The sequence below is a fragment of the Aeromonas sp. R7-1 genome (assembly GCF_040908115.1).
Classification (GTDB): domain Bacteria; phylum Pseudomonadota; class Gammaproteobacteria; order Enterobacterales; family Aeromonadaceae; genus Aeromonas; species Aeromonas caviae.
The window spans coordinates 1-23,673 of the sequence record NZ_JBFODD010000053.1 but is presented as its reverse complement, the minus strand read 5'-3'; the positions used below and the strand labels follow the sequence as shown (position 1 = coordinate 23,673).

Here is a 23,673-nt window from a genome sequence, read left to right as displayed (position 1 = left end):
GGCCTGCCTAGCCCAGGCGCTTGAGCAGCTTCTGCGCCTCACTGCGCTGGTGCTCGCTGCCCTGGGCCACCGCCTCTTCCAGCAGCTCACGGGCGCTCTCCTTGTCGTCGATCTCGAGGTAGGCCCGGGCCAGATCCAGCTTGGCCCCCACCCCGCCGTCATCGGCATCCACATCAAAGCCGTTGGACTCCGGCAGCACCTCGGGGAAACCGTCCAGCCCCACATCCAGGGAGAAGCCCTGATAGGGTTCCTGCTCCGTGCTGCTGGCATCGGCATCGGCCAGCAGCTTGTCGATTTCAACGAAGTCGCTGTCTTGCACCTGTTCGCGGGGTTTCACCTCCCCCTGATGGGACTCCACCTCGGCGAAGGCATCCTCGAAGTCCGCCAGGGCCAGCTCGCTGGGATCCCACTCGGACGCCGTCGGCTTGGTGGGCTCCAGCCCGAGCTCGGCCAGCATGTCGTCCACATCGTCCTTGCCAAACCCCGTCTCGTCGATGTGCGGCGCCTTGGTGGCAAGCTCATCGTCGGTCGGCTCGCCAAACCCGGTCTCTAGATCGCTCAGATCGAAGTTGGCCAGTGTCTCGTCACGCTGGCTGCGGCTCTCCTTCTGGGCCTGGGCCAGATCCGCTTCCAAATCCGCGTCCAGCTCGGCAAACAGGGCGGCCTGCAGCTCCTCCTCGGTCATGATCTCGTCATGACCACGAGCAGAGGAGGTGGGCTCGTCGGAGAGATCGAGTTCCGGCACCACGGGCAGATCGAAGTCCCCCTCGTGGGCCAGATCCAGCTCGGGCACCAGATCCGGATCCCGGTTCGCCGTCGTCACCGCAGGCTCCACATCAAAAGCGGAGAGCGCCGTCTCGTCATCCCGGAAGATGACATCGGCGGCAGCACTGGCACCATCTTGCTTCCTGCTCACTTCCGGCTCGTTGAGATCCGGCATGCCATGGAGGGGCTCGTCATCCGCGATGCCCACCGTCATCAACTGCTCAAACTCGCTGTTCTCGTCTCCCATGACCATGGAGGTCGACTCGGAGAGGCTCTTCTCCTGCTCTTCCAGCTCGCGGCGGGCACGAGCACGCAGCCAGAGCGTGACCAGGGCAAGCACCAGGAGCACCGGCAGCAGGATGATCATGGCGAGATTGAGCGGCGAAGAGAGCAGCTCCATCAGCCAGCTCTGTTTGGGCACCGGCGCCACCACGGGAGGCGTCGGATTGGCCTTGAGTTCCGCCACCTCTTTTTGCAGGGCGGTCTGATCCTGCAACTGGGCCTTGAGGGTCTCCACCTCTTCGGTCAGGGCTTGCAGGCGCAGCTTGAGCCTGTGGTTCATCTCGGTGACCTGGCCGAGCTGGGCGTTGGCATCTTCCAGGGCCAGCGCCATCTCGGTAGAGGGTTTGCCCACCGCAGTGGCGGGCAGGGGCGCCGGCGCCGTGCTGGCGGCGCTGCTCGCAGCAGCGCTCACCACCACGGGGGTGGAGACAGCCGCCTTGGCGGTCTCCTTCACCTCGGGGGCTGGAGCCGTTGCCTTGGGTGCCGCCGGGATCGGCGCCGCCTTGGGCGGTGTATTCTTGGCCACCACAGCCGGCTTGGCCGGAGCAGGTTTGCTCACCACCGGCTGGGCGACGTGGGATTGCTTGTTGGCCAGGTATTTGGGGCTCAGCCCCTTCCAGCTCGCGTTGTCGCTGTTGAAGCGACGGCGTGCTTCGGCATCCGTGATGCGCCCCGCCTCTGCGGCGGTGGGCAGCAGGATGTGGGAACCCACCAGAATATGGTTGATGTTGCCGTCTGCGAAGCTTCGGGGGTTCTTGTCATAGATGGCCACCATGGTCTGGTAGACACTTACCCGGTTGGACGGGCGATGCTTGCTCGCCAGACTCCAGAGGGTGTCGGTGGGACGCACGGGACCATAACTGCCAGCCGACGCAGCAGGCACCTGACGCACGATGGGCTGGGCTCTGGGCAGGGTGACGGGCGCCACGGGCTGGGCCCGGGGCTCTGGTTGCACCGCGGGGGGCGGTGAGCCATCCGGTCCCTTGAGTTCGACAAAGAAGGGTTCTCGCGCCCCCTCTTCGGCCTGAACCGTGCCCAGAAGCCCCAATGCGAGTAGCGTTGCCAGCGTTATGCGGGAATGTCCCATATTCGTTCCTTCGTATGACGGCCCTATCACATTGAAAAATCTGGATAGTTACCCCAAAACAATCGGCTCAATATAAATCAGGCGCCGGTCTCAAGCCAGCGATCCGACATATTTCGCGCCCGGCGGCGACCAGAAAGCAGCCCCAGACGCGAACCAGAGTGTAGAAAAAAACCTAGTCCACTGATATCACACGGTATTCCAAAAACCGGAGAGTGGGTTCCCGGTCACATCCCGGGGCCAGGGCGCCCACATCAAGGCGGGGTTCCCTCCCCGCCCGGGGCCGACATCCGGCCTCAGAGGTAGTCGCGTACCAGCAGTTCTGCAATCTGCACGCTGTTGGTCGCCGCGCCCTTACGAACGTTATCGGCCACGATCCACATATTGATACCACTCGGATGAGAAATATCCTGGCGCACCCGCCCGACCATCACGTCATCCTGACCGGTGGCATCGCGCACCGGGGTCGGGTAGTCCCCTTCATCATCAAACAGGGTGACGCCCGGGGCATTGCGCAACAGCTCCTTGACCTGCTCGGCGTCCAGCGGCTGGTGCAGCTCCACATGGACCGCCTCAGCGTGACCGTAGAAGACCGGTACCCGCACGCAGGTGGGGTTCACGGCGATGCTGGCATCCCCCAGGATCTTCTGGGTCTCCCACACCATTTTCATCTCTTCCCGGGTGTAGCCGTTGTCGGTGAAGTCATCGATCTGCGGGATCAGGTTGAAGGCGATCTGCTGCGGATAGAGGGTCGGCTCCACCGGACGGCCGTTGAGCAGGTGGGCGGTCTGGCCCGCCAGCTCGCTCACCCCTTCCTTGCCGGAGCCGGAGACGGATTGGTAGGTCGCCACGTTGATGCGACTGATGCCCACCTCGTCGTGCAGGGGCTTGAGCGCCACCAGCATCTGGATGGTGGAGCAGTTGGGGTTGGCGATGATGTTGCGGTTGCGAAAATCGGCCAGCGCGTCCGGGTTCACTTCCGGAATGACCAGGGGAATGTCCTCGTCGTAGCGGAAGCAGGAGGTGTTGTCGATGACGATGCAGCCGTGCTCGGCGGCGATGGGCGCCCATTTGGCCGAGACCTCGGCACCGGCGGAGAAGAGTGCGATCTCCACCTGGCTCCAGTCAAAGGCCTCCACGTCAAGGATGTCGACGTTCTTGCCGCCAAAGCGCACCGTGTCCCCAGCGCTGCGACTGGAGGCGAGCGGATAGAGGGTCGCTACCGGGAAGGCGCGCTCCTCCAGGATCTCGATCATGGCCTGACCCACGGCGCCGCTGGCACCCAATACCGCTACGTTGAATTGCTGACTCACTGATCTGTTCTCCTGTGATGCGGCCCGTCGGGGCCGGGCATGAGGGCCCCGGCTGGCACGCGTATCGGTTTGATGACAGGCCCGCCATGATGCCGGGCCGGGGGGAGGCGCCGCCTGGGCAAGCCCCTCCCCTTGTTGAAATCGGGTTTATTGCTCCGAGACGGCAAAGCCCAGTCGGGCCAGTCTGTCGTCGGCGAAGGGCCCTTTCAGTTGCAGGGCGCCAAGTTCGCGCCGCTCGGGGTAGCGCTTGCGCTGCTCATCGAAGCTGCCGGGCAGCCCGATCCGGTTGCGAAAACGGGCGTCGTCCCGGCGCACGTCATAAACAAGGTGGACAAGCTGCTTGATGAGCGCCTGATCCGCTGGCTGCCCCGGCGTTAGCTCGCGCACCTCTGGGGCAGGCAGCAGGGATTGCAGATCCTGGCGCGGGGTGCGCCCCAGTTGCCGGCACAGCGCCTCATAGAGCATCCAGGTACCACGGGCCTTGCCTTCCAGGCTGTAACCGGCGATGTGCGGGGTGGCCAGCTCGGTATGGGGCACCAGTTCATTGAGGGGCTCCGGCTCTCCTTCCCATACGTCCATCACCAGCCGCAGGGGATGGGGCCCCTGCTGGCGGACAAGCAGGGCACGGTTGTCCCACACCTCGCCGCGGGAGGCGTTGATGAGGATCTGCCCGGCCGGACGCTCGGCGATCTCCTCGGCTCCCAGCAGGTGGAAGGTGGCCTCATCCCCTTCACGAAGATAGGGGACATGGAAGCTGACGATGTCGGCATCCAGGGCAGTGCGGTAATCCACGAAGTCGCCAGCAGCGCCGCTACGGGCCAGGGGCGGGTCGCAGCGCAGCACCTTCATCCCGAGCGCCTCGGCCTTGCCGGCCACGCTCTCGCCAGTGTTGCCGGCACCGATGACGGCGAGGCTCATCTCGCTCAAGGTCAGCTCATGGCGTTCCGCCAGAACCAGCAGGGCGGAGAGCACGTAGTCCCCCACCGACACCTTGTTGCAGCCGGGGGCGCTGAAGAAGGGGATGCCCCGCGCCGCCAGCAGCCCCTGATCGATGTGATCCGTGCCGATGGTGGCCGTGCCGACAAACCCCAGCCTGGGGCAACTCGCCAGGAGCGCTTCGTTGACCCGGGTCACGGAGCGCACCAGCAGCACATCCGCCTCTTGCAGATCCGCGGCCTTTATTTCTCGTCCCGGCAGGGGAACCACTTCACCAAATTCCGCAAACAGCTCCACCGCATGGGGCATATTTTCATCTACGACGATCTTCATCGGCACGCATCTCGTCCACAAGGGCCACAGGCGCGCCATTCTAGCCCAAACGCGACGGATTTTCAGAGGCTTGTTGGCAGACCGCTCTGCGGCCATCTTTCCGCCTCCCGGCCTCTGGTGCGGGCACGATGCCCGGCAGCATCATATGTAACAGCCTGTTGCCCTCGCCCCCTTCGCCTTGACCAGAGCAACCTGACTGGCACAATGACGCCTCTTTTTAGCCGCTCGCGCCACCGAACCGGACCCCTTGATGCCGACTCACTCCTCTTCGTTGCCACGCCGCAAGGTGCTTCATTTCAATGCCCTCCTGCTCCTCCCCCTGCTGCTGCTCGTCTGCCTGCCCTGGCAGCCGTTCATGACCCAGGCCCTGCAATCGGGCTGGCTATGGTGGCCCTACGCCCTCACCCGCATGGTGGACTTGCCGGGGCTGGTCTTCACCATCGCCGCCCTGCTGCTGCTCACAAGACACAAGCTGACGCTGGACAGTCGCGCCCTGCTGGCGCTGGCTGGCGCCCTCTTTGCCGTACTGGCGAGCGACTGGGTCATCAAGAGCCTCATCAAGCTGCTGACCGAGGAGCCCAGGCCCTACCTCATCTGGCTGGAGAGCCAGGAGCTGATCCCCGCCATCCGCCAGTTCTATGGGGGAAGCCAGGCCCTTCGGAGCGAACAGGTCCACGCCGCGACCCAGTTGTTGGCGCTGCCCGCCTGGCTCGGCCAGCACTGGCAGGCAGAGGTCAACTATGCCTTTCCCTCCGGTCACAGCATCGCCGCCATGAGCCTCGCCCAGTTCTTCGGCCTGATCTGGCTGGCCCGGGCACCCGCCGGGGCCTGGCTGCTGCCGCTCTGGGCCATCGGGATTGGCCTCTCGCGCACCCTTATCGGCATGCACTGGCCCCTGGATGTACTGGCAAGCGCCCTGCTTGGCAGCCTCACCGCCCTCCTGGCCGCCCGCTGGTGGTTGCGCCACTACTGACCTCCAATAAAAAACGGGCACCTGGGTGCCCGTTTTTATCGCTTGTACGCCACTCACCCCTTCTGCTGCCAGCCCTCGGGATACTTGTAGCCGACGAAGCGCTTGGCGGCATAAGCCTTGAATTCAGGGGAGTTGTAGGCGGCCGCCACATCCTTGGCAAACGGCTTGCCCGCATCGGCGCTCTTTACCACCACCCAGTTGATGAAGTCATAGCTGCGCTCGAGGAAGAGGCCGGAGCTGAACGGGATCCCGCTTGAGGCGGCAAAGTTGCCGTTGATGACGGAGAAATCCACATCCTCACGGGAGCGCGGCAGCTGCGCCGCCTCCAGCAGCACCAGCTTGAGGTTGTGGGGGTTCTTCACCACGTCGAACTCGCTCGCCTTGAGGGGATTGATCCCCTCCTTGAGGCTCAGCCAGCCCAGATCCTGCAACATCAGCAGTGCCCGCGCCTGGTTGGTGGGATCGTTCGGGATGGCGACCGTGCTTCCCTCTTTCACCGCCTTCAGATCCCCCAGCTTGCCGGCGTAGAGCCCCATGGGACCGGTCGGTACCTGGGTGATGGGCGCCAGAGAGAGACCCCGGTCTTTGGCGAAGCTCTCCAGATAGGGCTTGTGCTGGAAGCAGTTGACGTCAAGCGACCCGTCCGCCAGGGCGATGTTGGGGGTCACGTAATCGGTGAACTCCACCAGTTTGACCTTGTAGCCCTTGGCTTCAAGCTGCGGCTTGATAGAGTCGGTCACCATGTCGGCAAAGTCGCCAACCGTGGTGCCGATGACGATCTCTTTCTTCGCCTCATCGATGGCAAAGGCGGACAGCGGCAGGCTGCTGGCGAGCAACGCCAGGGCGGAAAGGGTGAAGAAGGAACGACGTTGCATAAAAACTCCCTGTCAACATGATCATCAAAACGGTGAGCGGTCGGGGGCGCGAACATGCAGTCAGCGCACAACCATCCAGCCATCCAAACGGCTAAATGAGCACACCATAACAGAGCTCGTAGCCTTCGCCAAGCAACAAAACCGGGCAAGCTTGGCCAGCACGAAGCAAAGCGCATCCCGCAACTGGATGAAAAATCTTTGACAGAGCGCGCAGTTATGCGCCTTGCCCTCTCCCTGCCTGGCGTCAAACTGACTTATTGTGGTCATTCGATACCCATTTCAACGGGTTCCCATGAGGGCCTGATGGGCTGCTCTACACCCAGGCCACACAAGGAGTCACCGTGTTCGATCATGTTGAAATCAAGGTGGTGCGTTTTGACTCCTGTCAGCACTTCTACGCCACCGTACTGGCTCCTCTTTTGATAGAACTCAAATGGTCTGATGAGGCGGCGGCCGGTTTTGGCCTGATGGGCCGCGATCACGTGGGCTTCCTGATTGAGCGGGGGCAGCAGGGCGCCTCCTGCCATCTCGCATTCAGGGCCGACGACGCGACCCAGGTGGATGCGTTCCATCACGCGGGGATCAAGGCAGGCTTTGCCTGCAATGGGCCACCGGGGCTGCGTCCCCACTATGCCCCCAATTACTACGCCGCCTTCCTGCGCGATCCCGATGGCAACAACATCGAGGCGATGACCTACCTTGAATGCCCAGACACGGCAAGCGAGTAAAGCAGCGCCACTCAGTCAGCCAACGAAAGCCTTCAGGCGAGGCTGTCCGCCACAAACAAGGAGACATTCATGCTTGAGCAAAACACTACCGGCCTGCTGGTCGTCGATATCCAGGGCAAGCTGGCCCGCCTGGTCGAGGAGAGCGACGCCCTGATTGCCAATACCGCCAGGCTGGTGCAAGGGGCCAAGGTGCTGGGGCTGCCGGTTGTCTGGCTGGAGCAGAACCCGGACAAGCTCGGTGCCACCGTGCCCGAACTGCAGTCGCTGCAGGCAGGCGATCTTGTGCTGCCCAAATACAGCTTCGGCGCCCTGGGGGAGCCGACGGTGGCGACCGCGTTGGCCGAGAGCGGGGTCGAGCATTGGCTGGTATGTGGCATCGAGACCCATATCTGCGTCTACCAGAGCGTGCTGGGGCTTCTCGCCAGCGGTGCCCGGGTCTCGCTGGTGGTGGATGCGGTGTCGTCTCGCTGCGCTGCCAACCGGGATCTCGCCATCGGCCAGCTTGCGGCCAGGGGAGCTGCGCTGACGTCGGTGGAGATGTGTCTTTACGCGCTGATGAGGGATTGCCGCCATCCGGCATTTCGCCAGATCCTCTCCCTGGTGAAATGACCGCCATGATGGACAATATGGCGCCCTTTCTGTTCGCCCTCATCGCCTTCGGGGCGGCACTCATGGTGACTGTGACGGGTATGGCTGCCACCCGTCACTATCTTGCCTGGCTCTGGCTGGGGATCATGCTCTTCTTCGGGCTGTGGTGGACGCTGCTGGGGATGCCGCCGCTCCTTGCCGAACCAGCCCCTCTCTGACCATGCCGCCCGGACGGATCAGCCCCCCAGACGCTCCTGCAGATAGTCGTATCCTCCCCCCTCCCTTGGCACGAAGCTCAGCCTGTGGGTCAGACCGGGGGGCGCATCATCGGCATGATGGGAAACGAACAACAGCTGGGTTCCCTCGCCCACGAGGCGCGCCACCATCTCCCGTACCAGGTGACGGTTGAGGGGATCCAGTCCCTGCAGGGGTTCGTCCAGGATGAGCAGCGGCGGATGTTTGACCAGGGCACGGGCGATCAGCACCAGTCGCTGCTGACCGAAAGAGAGAGAGTGGAAAGGCTGCGCCCCCTGATCGGCCAGCCCCAGCAGGGCCAGCCACTGGTTGGCCAGCGCCAGCTGACGATCCCCCGGCCGGGTATAAAGCCCGATGGAGTCGTAGAAACCGGAGAGGATCACTGTCTGCACCGGGCAGCTGACACGATAGTCCAGATGCAGCGCCGGGCTCACGAGCCCGATATGGCGCTTGATCTCCCAGATGCTCTCGCCGCTGCCCCGCCGCCGTCCGAACAGATGGAGCTCATTGTTGTAACCTTGCGGGTGATCTCCGGTGATGAGGGAGAGCAGGGTCGACTTGCCAGCGCCGTTTGGTCCCACCAGTTGCCAGTGCTCCCCCTCGTCAATGGTCCAGTCGAGCCCGTCGATGATCACCTGATCCCCGTAAGCGATACGCATGGCTTTCATGACGACCCGAGGGCCGGGAGGCAAGGGCTCGGGTGTCGTCAGCGGTGGCGGCAAACGGGGGGACGTGGTTTCGGCGCGAGCCAGCTGGGCCACCTCCTGGCTGCCGAGCACCGCCTCGCGCTCCCCCGCCAGCAGCAGACGACACTCGCCGAGCAGGCCGAGGTGAGTGGCAAAGGGGGGGATCTCATCAAAACGGTTGACGATCACCACCAGACGCAGCCCCTCTGACACCAGGTCGGCCAGCAACATCATCAAAGAAGCCCTGGCCCCCTGATCCAGACCATCGAAGGGTTCGTCCAACACCAGCAGCTCGGGTCGCCCCAGCAGGGCCCGGGCCAGCAGCAGCTTGCGCCCCTCCCCGCTCGAGAGGTAGCGATAGGGGCGCTCCCACAGGGGTTCGATGCCAAAACGGGCCAGCAGCGCGCGGGCCTCATGCTCCTCGTCCCCCGCCTCCAGCATCAGGGTCGATACCCGATACCCCGCCTCCTCCTCTTCTCCCAGCATGTCGGTATTGCGCCGCTGCCAGTCCAGCTCCCCCAGCTGTTGCTGCGACTCGAACGAGAGTCGCTCGGCTCGGACTCGGCCCGATACCGCTCCGGCACGCACGACCAGCTCGCCGCACAGGGCCGACGCCAGCGCCGTCTTGCCGCTGCCGTTGCTGCCGACGAAGGCCCAGCACGCTTGAGGCGCCAGCTCAAGATCGGGAATGAAGAGGGTCTGGCTGCCGTGAAGGGCCAGCCTGGCCTTGTGCCACTGCAATAGGGTCATGAGTCCATCCAGTTAACCTGTCTCTCGCTACCTTAACAGCTGGAGGGGTGAGAGTGTATCGATAAGGGGCATCCGGGCCCCCTCTGTCACGCCCCCTGATCGTGCTGGCTGGCCAGCCCACAATTGCACCACCACAGAGAAGGGCTGCCGGACTGTGCCATCAAAGCCCGGTGGCGCGATAGATTCGATCCTTGCCATCTTGCTTGGCGCGGTACAGGGCCTGATCCACCTGCTCCATCAACGCTTCCGGAGTGCGCCCCTCGGTCGCGCCGATGCCTCCACTGAAGGTCACCTTCATCGCCTCATCCCGCCATCTCATCTCACCCACCCCCTGGCGCCACTGTGCCATCAGCCACTCGGCCTCGGCCAGGGTGCAGTGTTCGAACAGGGCGACCAGCTCCTCGCCACCATACCGGCACAGGGAGGCCGCATTGGCGAGCCGCTCCTGCCCGAGCGAGGCGCAGCGGCGCAACACCACATCACCGACGGCATGGCCATGGCCATCATTGATGCTCTTGAAGTTGTCGAGATCCACCAGCGCCAGCACGAACGGCCTCCCCTCGCTGTGCAGTTGCCTGAGCCGTTCATCCAGGAAGCGGCGATTATAAAGACCGGTCAGTGCATCCCGGTTGGCGGCATCGTGCGACGCCTGCAAGCGATCGGAGACCAGATTCAGCTCCTCGTGCAGCTCCGCTATCTCCGGGAAATCCGGCAGTATCATCGTCGCCCTCTCCTGCGTCGAGCTCAAACGCAGCAGGCGCACCATCTGGATAAGCCCCCCGATCAGCGCCGACAGCCGCAAGCGAAAGAGGATCGCCATCACGATGAACAGAGCGCTCGACAACAGCAACAGCACAATGACGGCACCGCCCCCCACCAAGGCCACCGCGTCTCGCCTCGGCTGCATACTGATGGCCAGTAGGTTCGAACGCCCCGGCAGGGCCTGATAAGCCACATACTGGCCGACTTCCTCCGAGAAGAAGGTGCCGGACGCTCCCTCCAGCCGCGCTAGCCAGGGATAGGCGATGACCTGACCATTGAACTCGGCCTGGGAATGGACCAGGATCTGGCCGCTGGATCGGTCAAACAGCAGGTGATTCAAGCCGTTGTCCCGATAGAGCATGGTGCTGAGCCGCTGCGACCAGGCGGGCAGGTTGATGTCGAGGCCGATGACACGCTCCTTCACCCCCCCAAATGGCCTTAGCCGATGGGAGACGGTCAGGGTATAGGCCCCGGTCAGCGCATCCGGATAAGCGCCGGTCCAGCTGAAACCGGAGGTGCCGAGCGCCCCCTTGAACCAGGCACGATTCGTCGAGTCAAACTGGGTGGTGTCCCAGGCCAGATCCTGCTCCTCGTTATTGGAAAAACTCTGTCCGCTCGCATCGGCGTAGTAGATCAGGTTCAGTTGCTCGCCGAGCGTCACCTTGTCATTCCACAGGTTGCGGCTGTAGGCCTTGTCTTCCTCGGAGAAGGTCAGAGGACGCAGCTCGTCGGCATTGACCTCGGCGACCAACACCTGCTCCACCTGTTCGAGGCTCTCCGCTTCGGCGATCGCAATGGCGTGGTTGAGAATCACCAGCTTCTGCTCCACCCCGGCGCGATGATTGAAGATAGAGAGTGCAAACACCCCACCGATCCCCAGCAACATGGGCATGGCAAGTAACCAGAAATATTTGGTACTAAAGGCGTATTTGGTCGTTGGACGGGCGGTGTGAGACATGCAGGAGACCCTCGATACATCTGTGGTATGGTCCCCCGACCCGCTCGCGATAAAGCCGGCATCTGCCCGTCTTGTCCATATTATCGACAAGGTTCTCTCAGGTCAGGGAAATTCATTGATGCAACACGACATCACGTTGATATTTATCTCAGCCATCAATATGCAGTAATTCATTGCCGTTGCTCCTTGTTTACAGGGTGAAGAGCGCTGGCATTTCTCTAACTATTTTTTAAATCACGACCAAACACGCATAATATGTTTTCATCTAATTCCGTTAGGACCGGTCAGGTTTTTCATCAATCACAGACTCGAAATGAGGTTGCGTAATAACCTGGCCCGCCAATAAAACCCTTGCCCCTGAACAAAGCCATGTAATCTGAGGAATGAGAGGTGATGCTTGTTTTCGACCCCCTCGATGATGACATTGTCATGCCCCCAGTCAGCAGTGAGCCTGGTCATGGCGGTGCCATCACATCGGGTGAAGCAGCGCCAGAAGAACTGTTTATTGACCCTAATGCCATCGAACAAGGCTGCGGATACATGGTCCATCGACAACAAGGATTCATCGGCATTGTTTATCCATAACTTGACCCCTAATCTTCTAAGCCTCGCCATATTATTCAATGCCAAATCTGGGATACCATCAGCAATATCCGCCATCTCAAAGGCCATACTCAGTCCAAAATTCGATATATACGAACCGAAATCTTCCCAAGAGATAAAGCATTCCATCAAATGCATATCGACACGGAGAAACACCGCCTGATAGAGGCGACTGTCGATTTTATTAAGATCTTTAAAGAACACCAGTTGTTGCGTAAATAGCCATGCGGCGTAGGAGGTGGTCATGTTGCTGAAGTTCGCTCTGGAAAAGACAGCCTTTTTTTCTGAAAATGAAATAACCTCAACTGCAACAATATCCCCGACATGCAGGTTGGCGATGGGTTCAATAGTATGCCTGATATAATCATGACCTTCGATGCTATGGCTTATGATGGTCGTCACCCGCTATTCCCCCCTACTGAATGAATTGGGCTTAATATGGCGACAGCCACCACACAATGACGGCAAAAAGCAAGTGGCACGGGTCACCTCATCATCGCTGACATTCACTTCAAGCATGGTTACCTCTTTATCAAGCCATGCCCTATCTGGCCCACCGGCATCTCCCCTCATACGGCACCATTATCAGTTCAATTGCTGTATCCAGACTGAATCGTTTTATGCTCACATAATAAGACCGCCAGTGCATGCCAATCAAATTACCTTGCCATTCATCAACAATAAAATCATTTAATAACAATGAGATATGAACATATTTCTGCTAAAGGGACGTGAATGAGCAAGATAAAAAAATGAGTTTTTAATTTTTTCGGAATTAAACTCTGAGGTATTGCCGTTATTAAAACAGAGGACAGCCAAGAGAAAGCGTTTTCAAAGCTTGCCTTGATATCATGGCAAGGAGACCGACCATCAAAAAACTGATATCTCTCTCCATGACCCCTCTTATTGCTTTATTTGTGATTGGAGTGTTATCAGCGATGGTGACGACTGTGTTTGCCCAGGTTCCATCCGGGCAGAGGCAATATGAGGCACCCGCTTTGGATTGCAGCCCATGACGGCATCATCCTCGCGCCCTCTCATCGGGCGCAGTGTCACCGGCCTCACTCATTCCCTGACTTATGCCAACCAATGGGACCAAAGTCACAACTTGATCTGCTTGCCCGCAACTGCACATTTCCCGCCCCCCCAGGGGCAAGGCGCGGCGGCGACTTGCTAGCCTGCCTGCGGCTAGGGCTCATGGCCACGCACGGCCTCCCCCGACGCCCTTATCGACATCCCGGCCCTCAGATTGGCCTATAGTTCGGCGAGGTTGTGGATCGTAACAGCATGATCTGGCACGCCATTTTTGCGCAGGAGAAGGCAGGCATCGGACAACATAGACATGCACCGCATGCCGGCATGAAAACGGCGCCCTCTCGGACGCCGTGTCTTTTATCACAGTGCAGCGCTATCGCCACACAGGCACAAAAGCGGCTCAGCCGGCCTTGTGCTGCTCGGCCAGATAGAGCCAGGTGTCGACCACGGTATCGGGGTTGAGCGACACGGAATCGATCCCCTGCTCGACCAGCCAGGCGGCGAAGTCCGGGTGATCGGACGGCCCCTGGCCGCAGATCCCCACGTACTTGCCCGCCTTGCGGGCGGCGGCGATGGCCATGGCCAGCAGCGCCTTGACCGCTTCGTTGCGCTCGTCGAACAGGTGGGCGATGAGCCCGGAGTCCCGATCCAGCCCCAGGGTCAACTGGGTCATGTCATTGGAGCCGATGGAGAAGCCGTCGAAGTGCTCGAGGAACTTGTCCGCCAGCAGCGCATTGGAGGGCAGCTCGCACATCATGATGACTTTCAGGCCGCGCTCGCCACGGCGCAAGCCGTTCTCAGCCAGTATCTCCACCACCTGCTCCGCCTCACCCAGGGTACGCACGAAGGGGATCATCACCTCGACGTTGGTCAGCCCCATGACATCCCGTACCCGTTTCATCGCCTCGCACTCAAGGGCGAAGCAGGGGCGGAAGCTGTCGGCGATGTAGCGCGACGCGCCACGGAAACCGATCATGGGGTTCTCTTCATGGGGTTCGTAACCACGGCCCCCCACCAGGTTGGCGTACTCATTGGACTTGAAGTCCGACATCCGCACGATGACCCGCTCAGGCCAGAAGGCGGCCGCCAGGGTGGCGATCCCTTCCGTCAGCTTGGCTACGTAGAACTCCCGTGGGCTCTCGTAGCCCGCGATCATCCTGGTGATGGTGGCCTGGAGTTCCGGGGTCTGCTGATCGAACTCCAGCAGCGCCTTGGGGTGGACCCCGATCATGCGGTTGATGATGAACTCGAGGCGGGCCAGGCCCACGCCGGCATTCGGCAACTGGGCAAAATCGAAGGCGCGGTCCGGATTGCCGACGTTCATCATGATCTTGATGGGCAGGCGCGGCATGTTGCCCACCTCGGTCACCGCCACGTCGAAGTCGAGCTCGCCGTCATAGATGAAGCCGGTATCCCCTTCCGCGCAGGAGACGGTGATGAGCTGACCATCCTGGATGTGGTCGGTGGCGTTGCCGCAACCCACCACTGCCGGAATGCCAAGCTCCCGGGCGATGATGGCGGCGTGACAGGTGCGCCCACCCCGGTTGGTGACGATGGCGGAAGCGCGCTTCATGATGGGCTCCCAATCCGGATCCGTCATGTCGGTGACCAGCACATCGCCAGGCTGCACTTCATCCATCTGGCTGATGGAGGAGATGACACGGGCCGGACCCGCGCCAATCTTGTGGCCGATGGCGCGCCCCTCGATCAGCACCTTGCCGGTTTGCTTGAGGGCAAAGCGCTCGAGGGTATTGGCTTCCTGGCGGCTACGCACGGTTTCCGGACGGGCTTGAACGATGTAGAGCTTGCCATCCTGACCATCCTTGGCCCACTCGATGTCCATCGGACGACCGTAATGCTGCTCGATGATGAGGGCCTGCTTTGCCAGGGCCATCACTTCCTCGTCCGTGATGCAGAAGCGGTTGCGCTCGGCATCGGTGGTGTCGACCACCTTCACCTGACGGCCATGACCGGCATCCCCGGAGTAGGTCATCTTGATGAGCTTGGAACCCAGCGTCTTGCGCACCACGGCAGGGCGCCCGGCCTTGAGGGTCGGCTTGTGCACATAGAACTCGTCCGGGTTGACGGCCCCCTGCACCACCATCTCGCCCAAACCCTGGGCGCCGGTGATGAAGACCACGTCGTTGAAGCCGGATTCGGTGTCCAGGGTAAACATGACGCCGGAGGCAGCGAGATCCGAGCGCACCATGCGCTGCACCCCGGCAGAGAGCGCCACGCCCTTGTGATCGTACCCCTGATGGACCCGGTAGGAGATGGCGCGGTCGTTGAAAAGCGACGCAAACACATGCTTGATGGCTGTCATGACGGCATCGATGCCGCGCACGTTGAGGAAGGTCTCCTGCTGACCGGCAAACGACGCATCCGGCATGTCTTCCGCGGTGGCGGAGGAGCGCACGGCAAAGGATGCCTCGAGCCCGGCGCTCAGCTTGTCGTAGGCCTCGCGCACCGCCTGCTCCAGAGCGGGCTGGAAGGGCGCTTCCACCACCCAGTCGCGGATCTGCTGACCGGCCCGGTTGAGGGCGGCGATGTCATCCACATCCAGACTGTCGAGCAGGTCATGGATCTTGCCGTTGAGGCCGCTTAACTCCAGAAACTCGTTAAACGCAAAGGCGGTGGTCGCAAACCCGCCCGGCACGGACACGCCGGCCCCCGAGAGGTTGCTGATCATCTCGCCAAGGGATGCATTCTTGCCGCCGACGCGTTCAACGTCCTGCATACCGAGCTGTTCGTACCAGAGTACGTACTGTTGCATTTGCATGTCTCCAGGTTGGGGGGCCAGGGTGACAATTCACCTGCTGTGCCAAGTCGTGTGTTTTTGTTAGTGTCTGTTGCCAACGACCATGAAAACGTTTTCTATTTATTGTCAAAAAAATCCCCGAGCAAGAGTTGGGGATGGTCGTTTGACACAGGCATTCTACAATAGCGACACAAAAAGGTAACGACTCAGGTTTGCAAGCGAGTTCACAACTTGGGCATGGCAGATCTGTTGACAAAAACGATATGGTTTCGAGAGATACTTATTTCTCGCCGCCCTCTGGAGCGCACCACAGGAGTCCGCAGTGCACACCGTATTCTATGTATCCGACGGCACCGCCATCACCGCCGAAGTCTTCGGCCACGCCGTGTTGAGCCAGTTTCCCCTGGCCTTCGAACAGGTCACCATCCCCTTTGTCGAGACCCAGGAGAAAGCGCGCCAGGTACGGGCACGCATTGACGAGCAGTTTCGCCAGACCGGGGTGCGCCCCATTCTGTTTCACACCATCGTCGACCCCATGGTGCGTGAAGAGGTGCTCAAGGCCCAGGCCAGCAGCCACGATTTTCTCAACACCTTCGTGAGCCCTCTCGAACAGGAGCTCGGTATCAAGGCCGAACCCAGGTTGCATCGCACCCATGGCATGGAAAACCGCAAGCTGTACGACGATCGCATCGAAGCGGTCAACTTTGCGCTGGCCAACGACGATGGCATCACCACCAAGGAGTATGACGAGGCAGACATCATCCTCATCGGGGTCTCCCGTTGCGGCAAGACACCGACCAGCCTCTATCTGGCACTGCAATTTGGCATTCGCGCCGCCAACTATCCCTTTATCGAGCAGGACATGGGATCGCTGGAACTGCCCGCCGCCCTCAAGGCCAATCGCCACAAATTGTTCGGCCTCACCATCATGCCGCAGCGGCTGCACGAGATCCGCAACCAGCGCCGCGCCAACAGCCGCTACTCCTCGCTTGATCAATGCAAACAGGAGCTGGCCAGCGTCGAGAGGCTGTTCCGCCAGGAGGCGATCCGCTTCCTCGATACCAGCTCCCACTCGGTCGAGGAGATCAGCGCCAAGATCCTGGAAGCGACCGGCCTTCGCCGCCAGCTCTGCTAACCTGCAAGGCTGTGACAGCACAACGCACCATGAAATAGATGAGTGGCAAGATAACGAAACAGAGAAACAGGATGAAAAAATGATGCCAGCATCATCGCTGGCATCCCATCACTCGCGGGGCAAGCAGGCTCAGGGCTTGTTGAGCTCCTTGTTGTTCATCAACATGCCGTGAAAATGGATGAGTCCCCTGCCCTTGCGGACTCGCTCGCTCAGCCAGCAGGCTGGCACCAACCCCATCCCGGCAGCAAGGATGAGCACCATGGCGACGTGGTTCACCAGGTAATCCGCTCCCAACCAGCCCCAGACAACAAGGCTGCTCATCGCCATCGTCAGCAACATGGGGGAGAGCCAGATCCCGAGCCAGAGCACGGCCATCACCAGGCCACCGACTATACGCTCCATCATATGAGTCCCTTTTTATCAAAGGGCAAAAGCATCATAAAAACCAATTAGCGTCAACAGGTGCGAATCCATCCGAACACAAAACCAGCAACCACTCTCAAAACCCCTTTCCAGATCATGAAAAACCTGCGTGGCGCACAAAACAGCAGCTAATGATGAGGAAAACAGGTGCATGGACGGTCGATTATCACTATTCTGCTCGGGTTGGTAGCCGCTACAAAAAACAGCCAGCGGCAAACCGTAACGATATAAATACGGATTTCGTCACGTTTTCGGCACAAGATGCCGCGCCAGGCAGAGGACGTGCTGTGGCTGACGGGACGCGAGCCGAGTGATTTCAGCGACGTAAGGAAGGAAGAATGGATCTTCAACAACACGGCGAGGAGCTCAAGCGCGGTCTGAAAAACCGCCATATCCAGCTCATCGCACTGGGCGGTGCCATCGGTACCGGCCTGTTCCTCGGCATTGCCGACACCATCAAGATGGCGGGCCCTGCGGTGCTGCTGGGTTATGCCATCGGCGGCTTCATCGCCTTCCTCATCATGCGCCAGCTGGGCGAGATGGTGGTGGAAGAGCCGGTTGCCGGCTCATTCAGCCATTTTGCCTACAAGTACTGGGGTGACTTCGCCGGCTTCGCCTCCGGCTGGAACTACTGGGTGCTCTATGTGCTGGTGAGCATGGCCGAGCTGACGGCAGTCGGTATCTATGTCCAGTACTGGTGGCCCGAGATCCCGACCTGGATGTCGGCGGCCTTCTTCTTCGTGCTGATCAACGCCATCAACCTCTCCAACGTCAAGGCGTTCGGCGAAATGGAGTTCTGGTTCGCCATCATCAAGGTGGTCGCCATTCTCGGCATGATCGGATTCGGCGGCTGGATGCTGTTCTCCGGCAGCGGCGGCCCCGAGGCCACGGTCAGCAACCTCTGGGCCCAGGGTGGCTTCTTCCCCAACGGCGTCGGCGGGCTGGTGATGGCCATGGCCTTCATCATGTTCTCCTTCGGCGGTCTGGAGCTGGTCGGCATCACGGCAGCGGAAGCGGACAATCCCGAGAAGAGCATCCCCAAGGCCACCAACCAGGTGATCTACCGCATCCTCATCTTCTACATCGGTGCCCTCACCGTACTGCTCTCCCTCTATCCCTGGGGCAAGGTGGTGGAAGGCGGCAGCCCGTTCGTGATGATCTTCCATGCGCTCGACAGCAACCTGGTAGCCAACGTACTTAACCTGGTGGTGCTGACCGCCGCGCTGTCGGTGTACAACAGCTGCGTCTACTGCAACAGCCGCATGCTGTTTGGCCTGGCCAAGCAGGGCAACGGCCCCAAGGCCCTGCTCAAGACCAGCAAGAGCGGCGTGCCCCTGACCGCCATCACCATCTCGGCCGCGGCCACCCTGCTGTGCGTACTCATCAACTACCTGATCCCGGGCAAGGCCTTTGGTCTACTGATGTCCCTGGTGGTCTCCGCACTGGTCATCAACTGGGCCATGATCAGCCTGGCGCACCTCAAGTTCCGCAAGGTGAAGGCCGCAGAAGGGGTCACCACCAAGTTCAAGGCACTGTGGAGCCCGTTTGGCAACTACCTCTGCCTCGCCTTCATGGCCGCCATCCTGGTGATCATGTACATGAACGACGGCACCCGCATCTCGGTCGAGCTGATCCCGGCCTGGGTCCTGGTACTCGGTATCGGCTATCTGCTCAAACAGAAGAGCCAACGCAAGCTGGCGACCAACCTGGGCTAGGCATCGAGCCTCCTCCAACAAAAATGCCGGTCAGTGACCGGCATTTTTTTACTCCATTCCCGTTTCACCTGACCCAGTTAGCGGCTCGCTTGTCCTGCCAGCCCCTGCAATGACAAACCCGAGGGGTTGCCTCGGGTTTGAGTGATGGACAAAGGGGCTGTGTTATTCCAGCAGGAAGACGGCTTCTACATTGTCAGTGATGCTGATCTGCTGCTGTTGATAGCTGTTTTCCATCATGTCGGCGGCAGGGGCTGCCGCAGCCTTCATGGCACGGGTATAGACCGGCATGGGAGAACTGTTGCGGTATTCAACGCTATACACTTTGCCAAGCTTCATGCCGAAAGCCTTGGCTAGGGATTCCGCCTTGCTCGTGGCATCAGCGACAGCACCAAGCCGGGCCTGCTCCTTGATGACCTGTGGTGACTTCAGGCCGTACTCTATCTGGGTCACGGACTCCAGACCCGCCTTGAGGGCGGTATCCATCAACTGGCTGAGTTTGTCGAGTTGATAGAGTTTGACGGCCAGTTGGCGCTGGGCACGGTAACCCACCATTTCAGGCTGCTTGTTCTGGGGATACTGATACTCGGGGGAGATCACCAGGTTGCCCGCCTCGACGTCGCTGCGCTTGATGCCCAGGCTCTCCAGCTGGCCAAAGAAGGCAGCTACCTTGGTATCTACCTGCTGTTTGGCCTTGATGCCCTGCTTCTCCAGTGCCGTGACGGCGACATTGAGCGTCAGCATGTCTGGTTCAGCCTTCTGCTCCGCATAGCCACTGACGACCAGATGGGGGGCTTGAGGAACCTCGATGGCAAGCAACGGAGCACTGACAACCAGCGCGGACAGGGTAAGAAGGGGACGCCACATAAAAAAACCTCCATCATTTAGATGGAGGTCATTATGCATGTCGTCGATTGGGATTCATATATCGTGTGTCGGCGGGATCTGGTCCAGCACCTGATTGGTCATGTCGATATTGATGCTGATCTCCCCTCCTCCTGAGTTGCCATGGCTTGTCATCACGGGAGCAGGCGCCTGGCTGCCAAACAGCGACTCATCCTCAAAGTGGAACGAATCCCACGACAGAACATGACCTTGTGATAGCAGATTCGGCTCGGACGTCGTCACGATGGCCAACGCACCCCAGTCAAGCTCCTCACCGTGGCTTAGCAGCCCCTGCAAGGAGGTATCGCTCAGGCTCTGCAACGAATACTCCTGCTGCCCCCACTCATGGCCGACCAGCACCATCATGTGGGGCAGGGGGGCATCCTCTGCTGGCGTGAAGCTGATACGAGAGGCGGCAAAGTCCACATTGAGCAACCCCGCCACCTCACCATCTTCGCTCTCCAGCTCCAGACCGTTGAGCGTGTCACCCGTCATCGTGGCCTGATAGCCAAAGCGGCCGGTGCAGACGATATTGTCCTGCCCGTTCCAGCTATAGCGAATGCCGTCGATGTCGACCCAGTTGAATGACTGCATGGTGACCCTCTCCTGATACTGCTGCTATCTTATCTGCCCACTCCGTCAAATAACAGGGGCCGGGCACACCCGGCCCCCATACCCTGCTTACGGATCGACCTTGAGGTTGCCCTGATCCAGCAGATCCTGAATGATCTGCAGATTGGATTTGCCAGCCGTCAGATCCACGTTGTCAAAGAGGATGGTATGAGTCGTGGTGCCACTTCCTGCTCCATCCAGATCAATGGTCAGAGTCGACTTGCCACTGCCCGGACCAGGAGCAAAGGTAAGATAGTGATCCAGTGTGCTCGCATCGGCATGCTCACCACTGAGCAGTTCACTCAGGTCCAGGACATCTCCATTGGCCCCCGTGGTGAAGTCTTTGATGGTATCCGTGCCTCCTGCATCACCTGCCATCCATTTAAAGGTATCCTTGCCAGCCCCACCAGTCAGGGTATCACTGCCGGTACCCCCAATCAGCAGGTCGTCACCACCACCACCACTCAAGATGTCGTTACCTGCCAGTCCGCTCAGGACGTTGGCATTGCCATCGCCGGTCAGGCTGTCGTTGAACATGGACCCTACCAGGTTTTCCATGTTGCTCAGGCTGTCTGTCCCTGCCCCTCCGGTATTCTGATTGGCGCCATTGACTGTGACCGTGACCCCAGCAGCGCTGTCGAAGTAACTGGCCGTATCATTGCCGTTGCCGCCGTTCAGGGTATCGTTGCCAGCGCCACCGATCAGGAGATCATTGCCTTCACCGCCATTCAAGGTGTCGTTGCCGAGCCCCCCAAGCAGGATGTCGTTCCCGGCATTCCCGTTGAGCGTATCGTTTCCAGACCCCCCGATCAGGATCTCGTCGAGATAGCTCCCGGTGAGTGTCGAACCGCTCTGCACATCCACATACACCTTGGCCGTATCTGTGGTCGTGCTATTGGTGTAGTTGAACGAACCCTCGTAAGAGCTGGGGGTAGCATTGCCGGAAGTATCGTCAAATGTTACCGAGCCTGCATTGTCTGTGACGGTCCCTCCCACAGCTCCCGAGACGCCCGTGATCATCTGGGTCGCAGCCAGAGGCCCGGTGTCATTGGCAAGCAGGGCCCAATCCGGAATGGTCGCAGGGTCCTGGTTGGTGATGATAAAGTCATCACGAACCACGGTAGGACCGACCGCCGGGTTGATAACGATGGACAAGGTGCTGGACGCAGTATCCCCATCGTTGTCTATCACACTGTAACCCACGACCTGGTTTATCCCCCCGACCGGAATGGATGACGGCGGAGTATAGGTGTAGGCGCCGTTGTCCATGTCCACCTTGAGGATGCCGCCTGCAAGTGTAATGGTCCATTCGTTGGTCGTTGTATTGAAGGTCCCGGCTGATGTCCCTCCCGAGACGCCGGCGGAGTCCGTCTTCTGGTTGTAGGTATAAGTCACCCCTCCCACGGTAATGGCATTGAGCCAGCCACCATCGGCCCCGGCACTCGCCGCTACACCGTTGATAAGTTGTCCTGCCAGGGGCGGAGCTACCACGGTGCTCAAAAGGGTCGCGGTCAGTTGGCTGAAGTCAGTCACCACCACTGCGGTGGTATTTGCCGGGCTGGCACCACTGACCCCGTTGTAGGCAATAGGATCCAGTGCAGACTGGGTCGCTCCCGAGCCCATCCCGAGCGCGTACGAATTGATGTTGTTCGCCGTCAGGAAATCGGCCCAGTCCTTGGTTTCACCGCTCAGTGTCGTGCCGTCACCATCGATCCCGTTCCCACCGCCAAGCGAGTTGTTGCCATCAGGAACTGTGGCGGGGGTACCGCTCAACGAGCTGGCATTTGGCAGACCATCCGACATGAAGTAAGAGACATTTTGCGCATTAGCGAGTTTACCTGTATCGCCAAAGGCTTTGATTGCCTCGTTCAGTGCATCATCGTAGTTGGTCGAGTCCGTGGGGGTAAGGCCAAGGATGATGGCCTTGGCTACATCGATCGAGACCCACACCCCGGTCGGATTGGCGGCTGAAGTGGAGAAGGTCACGATATTGACCATGACGCTGCCGTAGGCGCTGTATTTGTCCAGCAGCTCCAACGCGGACTTCTGCATCACCTGCATCCGAGTCATGCCTTGATAGCCCGATGGGTCACCCATACTGCCGGAGATATCGAGGATCAACATCAGATTCGTGTTCTGCACCTGAGTCGCCTGGCCTGCATTGGTAACAGCATTGGCAATGGGGGCATCATCGCTGATCACAACCTGCAGGTTACCCGTGCCACTGTCGCCACTGGCATCCGTAGCCGACACGACGAAACTCGGACCATTCGCTGTATCACTGTTGCCCTGAACGTTGTGAGTCAGCACATTGTCTTTGAGCGTGTAGGTATAGTTCACCGTGTAGACACCGGCTGTGGGGCCGCTGACACCGGTTACCGTCAGCATTCCTTCCGTATTGTTGATCAAGGTCTGACTGCCGCCACTGGTCAAATTGTAAGCCTGCCCACCGATGGTCAAGGTAGTCAGATTTTCCCCCTGGGTGTTGATGGTGAAGCTGCCATTGAATATCTCCGAATTACCACTGGCAGCCGTCCCCTCAGGCAGTCCCTCCTCATCAACCGTCGCATTGCCGATGGTCAATACAGGAACACGGGTATCCTGAGCAATATTGATGGTCAGTGTTGCCGGATCCGTATCACCATCGCCATCTTTGAGCGTGTAGGTAAATACCTCCGAGGCCCCCACGGGAACCGATGCCGCCGTGAGCGTATAACTGTATTCGCCATCCAGCCCCATGGTCAGCGTCCCATACAGCCCGGTCACGGTGAATCCACCGGCAGGATTACTGTCTGAATTGCCGTTCGAGCTCACGACCTGGCTGATTGCCGCACCATCAGCCCCCATGACGTCCACCCCGGCACCGGCTGTGCCGCCGATGGTACCCGCCCCGGTAATGACATTACCCGTCACCGGAGTGAACACACCTTCAGTAGCACTGTCAGCATCATCGTTGGCCGTCGGCACATCATCCACGATCTGCACGCTCAGGGTGTTCGAGGCCGAGTCCCCGTCGCTGTCCACCAGGCTCACCGCGAAGTCTTCGAACAGGCTGTTGTTGCCGTTCGCCGTCGGGTGCGCCTCGTTGTCGTTCAGGGTGTAGCTGTAGCTCACCAGCCCGGTCGCCGGGTTGTACCCGGTGATGGTCAGGGTGTTGCCCAGCGGCGTGGTCACCCCGCTCAGCGGGAAGCCCGCCACCACCCCGTTCACCACGATGTTGAT

18 protein-coding genes are annotated in these 23,673 nt (G+C 60.2%); 6 read left to right on the top strand and 12 right to left on the bottom strand.

The genetic code is table 11. The annotated features are described in order from the left end of the window. Positions 1–7: 7 nt before the first annotated feature. From AB5Y51_RS15040 to AB5Y51_RS15030, 3 genes are all read right to left on the bottom strand, one after another. Complete coding sequence (locus AB5Y51_RS15040) at positions 8–2,134, bottom strand: FimV/HubP family polar landmark protein (RefSeq protein ID WP_266142659.1); 2,127 nt, start codon at positions 2,132–2,134, stop codon at positions 8–10. Between the two features lie 293 nt (positions 2,135–2,427). Then, positions 2,428–3,444, bottom strand: a complete 1,017-nt coding sequence (locus AB5Y51_RS15035; RefSeq protein WP_143237705.1) for an aspartate-semialdehyde dehydrogenase — start codon at positions 3,442–3,444, stop codon at positions 2,428–2,430. A 147-nt stretch (positions 3,445–3,591) separates the two neighbouring features. Next, positions 3,592–4,713: a 4-phosphoerythronate dehydrogenase gene (locus tag AB5Y51_RS15030; RefSeq protein ID WP_103858298.1), complete on the bottom strand. Its 1,122-nt coding sequence runs from the start codon at positions 4,711–4,713 to the stop codon at positions 3,592–3,594. Positions 4,714–4,963: 250 nt separating this feature from the next. On the opposite strand from AB5Y51_RS15030, the gene AB5Y51_RS15025 reads away from it, so the two are divergent. Beyond that, the gene (locus tag AB5Y51_RS15025; protein WP_069651435.1) at positions 4,964–5,686 is read left to right on the top strand and encodes a phosphatase PAP2 family protein; all 723 of its coding nucleotides are present in this window, start codon (positions 4,964–4,966) and stop codon (positions 5,684–5,686) included. 53 nt (positions 5,687–5,739) lie between these two features. Here the strand turns inward: AB5Y51_RS15025 and AB5Y51_RS15020 are convergent, their stop codons facing one another. Then, positions 5,740–6,561, bottom strand: a complete 822-nt coding sequence (locus AB5Y51_RS15020) for a MetQ/NlpA family ABC transporter substrate-binding protein (protein ID WP_041214971.1) — start codon at positions 6,559–6,561, stop codon at positions 5,740–5,742. 341 nt (positions 6,562–6,902) lie between these two features. On the opposite strand from AB5Y51_RS15020, the gene AB5Y51_RS15015 reads away from it, so the two are divergent. The 3 genes from AB5Y51_RS15015 (at position 6,903) to AB5Y51_RS15005 (ending at position 8,095) form a co-directional block, all read left to right on the top strand. Continuing rightward, entirely contained in the window at positions 6,903–7,289 is a 387-nt protein-coding gene (locus tag AB5Y51_RS15015) for a VOC family protein (RefSeq protein WP_368178681.1), read from the top strand. Between the two features lie 69 nt (positions 7,290–7,358). After that, a complete protein-coding gene (locus AB5Y51_RS15010) occupies positions 7,359–7,898 on the top strand; it encodes an isochorismatase family protein (RefSeq protein WP_368178680.1) in 540 nt (179 codons plus the stop codon). Between the two features lie 5 nt (positions 7,899–7,903). After that, entirely contained in the window at positions 7,904–8,095 is a 192-nt protein-coding gene (locus AB5Y51_RS15005; protein WP_223915819.1) for a hypothetical protein, read from the top strand. Positions 8,096–8,113: 18 nt separating this feature from the next. Here AB5Y51_RS15005 and modF read toward each other — a convergent pair whose 3' ends face one another. From modF to ppsA, 4 genes are all read right to left on the bottom strand, one after another. Continuing rightward, positions 8,114–9,568 carry a molybdate ABC transporter ATP-binding protein ModF gene (gene modF, locus AB5Y51_RS15000; RefSeq protein ID WP_368178679.1) on the bottom strand — a complete coding sequence of 485 codons (1,455 nt, stop codon included), beginning with the start codon at positions 9,566–9,568 and terminating at the stop codon, positions 8,114–8,116. Positions 9,569–9,728: 160 nt separating this feature from the next. Beyond that, positions 9,729–11,195: a diguanylate cyclase gene (locus tag AB5Y51_RS14995; protein WP_368178678.1), complete on the bottom strand. Its 1,467-nt coding sequence runs from the start codon at positions 11,193–11,195 to the stop codon at positions 9,729–9,731. Positions 11,196–11,588: 393 nt separating this feature from the next. Next, on the bottom strand, positions 11,589–12,293 hold the full coding sequence (locus AB5Y51_RS14990; protein ID WP_039038809.1) for an EAL domain-containing protein: 705 nt from the start codon (positions 12,291–12,293) through the stop codon (positions 11,589–11,591). 1,033 nt (positions 12,294–13,326) lie between these two features. Continuing rightward, positions 13,327–15,699, bottom strand: a complete 2,373-nt coding sequence (gene ppsA, locus AB5Y51_RS14985; RefSeq protein WP_048207926.1) for a phosphoenolpyruvate synthase — start codon at positions 15,697–15,699, stop codon at positions 13,327–13,329. Between the two features lie 307 nt (positions 15,700–16,006). On the opposite strand from ppsA, the gene AB5Y51_RS14980 reads away from it, so the two are divergent. After that, positions 16,007–16,819, top strand: coding sequence for a pyruvate, water dikinase regulatory protein (locus AB5Y51_RS14980; protein WP_202015165.1), 813 nt, complete (start codon positions 16,007–16,009; stop codon positions 16,817–16,819). A 129-nt stretch (positions 16,820–16,948) separates the two neighbouring features. Here AB5Y51_RS14980 and AB5Y51_RS14975 read toward each other — a convergent pair whose 3' ends face one another. After that, positions 16,949–17,224 carry a hypothetical protein gene (locus AB5Y51_RS14975; protein ID WP_080770124.1) on the bottom strand — a complete coding sequence of 92 codons (276 nt, stop codon included), beginning with the start codon at positions 17,222–17,224 and terminating at the stop codon, positions 16,949–16,951. Between the two features lie 356 nt (positions 17,225–17,580). Here AB5Y51_RS14975 and AB5Y51_RS14970 point away from each other — a divergent pair, with 356 nt between their 5' ends. After that, the gene (locus tag AB5Y51_RS14970; RefSeq protein ID WP_039041364.1) at positions 17,581–18,957 is read left to right on the top strand and encodes an amino acid permease; all 1,377 of its coding nucleotides are present in this window, start codon (positions 17,581–17,583) and stop codon (positions 18,955–18,957) included. Positions 18,958–19,119: 162 nt separating this feature from the next. On the opposite strand, the gene AB5Y51_RS14965 is transcribed toward AB5Y51_RS14970, so the two are convergent. The 3 genes from AB5Y51_RS14965 to AB5Y51_RS14955 all read right to left on the bottom strand — a co-directional run. After that, on the bottom strand, positions 19,120–19,821 hold the full coding sequence (locus AB5Y51_RS14965) for an SIMPL domain-containing protein (protein ID WP_010675156.1): 702 nt from the start codon (positions 19,819–19,821) through the stop codon (positions 19,120–19,122). A 54-nt stretch (positions 19,822–19,875) separates the two neighbouring features. Further along, entirely contained in the window at positions 19,876–20,433 is a 558-nt protein-coding gene (locus AB5Y51_RS14960; RefSeq protein WP_324024198.1) for a hypothetical protein, read from the bottom strand. Positions 20,434–20,520: 87 nt separating this feature from the next. After that, on the bottom strand, positions 20,521–23,673 hold a 3,153-nt coding region (locus AB5Y51_RS14955; protein WP_368178677.1), incomplete at its 5' end, for a beta strand repeat-containing protein.

What these genes read in the sequence shown, in the direction of transcription:
- ppsA (WP_048207926.1), bottom strand. Translation starts at nt 15,699, where the DNA reads ATGCAACAGTACGTACTCTGGTACGAACAGCTCGGTATGCAGGACGTT.
- AB5Y51_RS14960 (WP_324024198.1), bottom strand. Translation starts at nt 20,433, where the DNA reads ATGCAGTCATTCAACTGGGTCGACATCGACGGCATTCGCTATAGCTGG.
- AB5Y51_RS15020 (WP_041214971.1), bottom strand. Translation starts at nt 6,561, where the DNA reads ATGCAACGTCGTTCCTTCTTCACCCTTTCCGCCCTGGCGTTGCTCGCC.
- AB5Y51_RS14970 (WP_039041364.1), top strand. Translation starts at nt 17,581, where the DNA reads ATGGATCTTCAACAACACGGCGAGGAGCTCAAGCGCGGTCTGAAAAAC.
- AB5Y51_RS14965 (WP_010675156.1), bottom strand. Translation starts at nt 19,821, where the DNA reads ATGTGGCGTCCCCTTCTTACCCTGTCCGCGCTGGTTGTCAGTGCTCCG.
- AB5Y51_RS15005 (WP_223915819.1), top strand. Translation starts at nt 7,904, where the DNA reads ATGATGGACAATATGGCGCCCTTTCTGTTCGCCCTCATCGCCTTCGGG.
- AB5Y51_RS15010 (WP_368178680.1), top strand. Translation starts at nt 7,359, where the DNA reads ATGCTTGAGCAAAACACTACCGGCCTGCTGGTCGTCGATATCCAGGGC.
- AB5Y51_RS15025 (WP_069651435.1), top strand. Translation starts at nt 4,964, where the DNA reads ATGCCGACTCACTCCTCTTCGTTGCCACGCCGCAAGGTGCTTCATTTC.
- AB5Y51_RS15040 (WP_266142659.1), bottom strand. Translation starts at nt 2,134, where the DNA reads ATGGGACATTCCCGCATAACGCTGGCAACGCTACTCGCATTGGGGCTT.
- modF (WP_368178679.1), bottom strand. Translation starts at nt 9,568, where the DNA reads ATGACCCTATTGCAGTGGCACAAGGCCAGGCTGGCCCTTCACGGCAGC.
- AB5Y51_RS15030 (WP_103858298.1), bottom strand. Translation starts at nt 4,713, where the DNA reads ATGAAGATCGTCGTAGATGAAAATATGCCCCATGCGGTGGAGCTGTTT.
- AB5Y51_RS14975 (WP_080770124.1), bottom strand. Translation starts at nt 17,224, where the DNA reads ATGATGGAGCGTATAGTCGGTGGCCTGGTGATGGCCGTGCTCTGGCTC.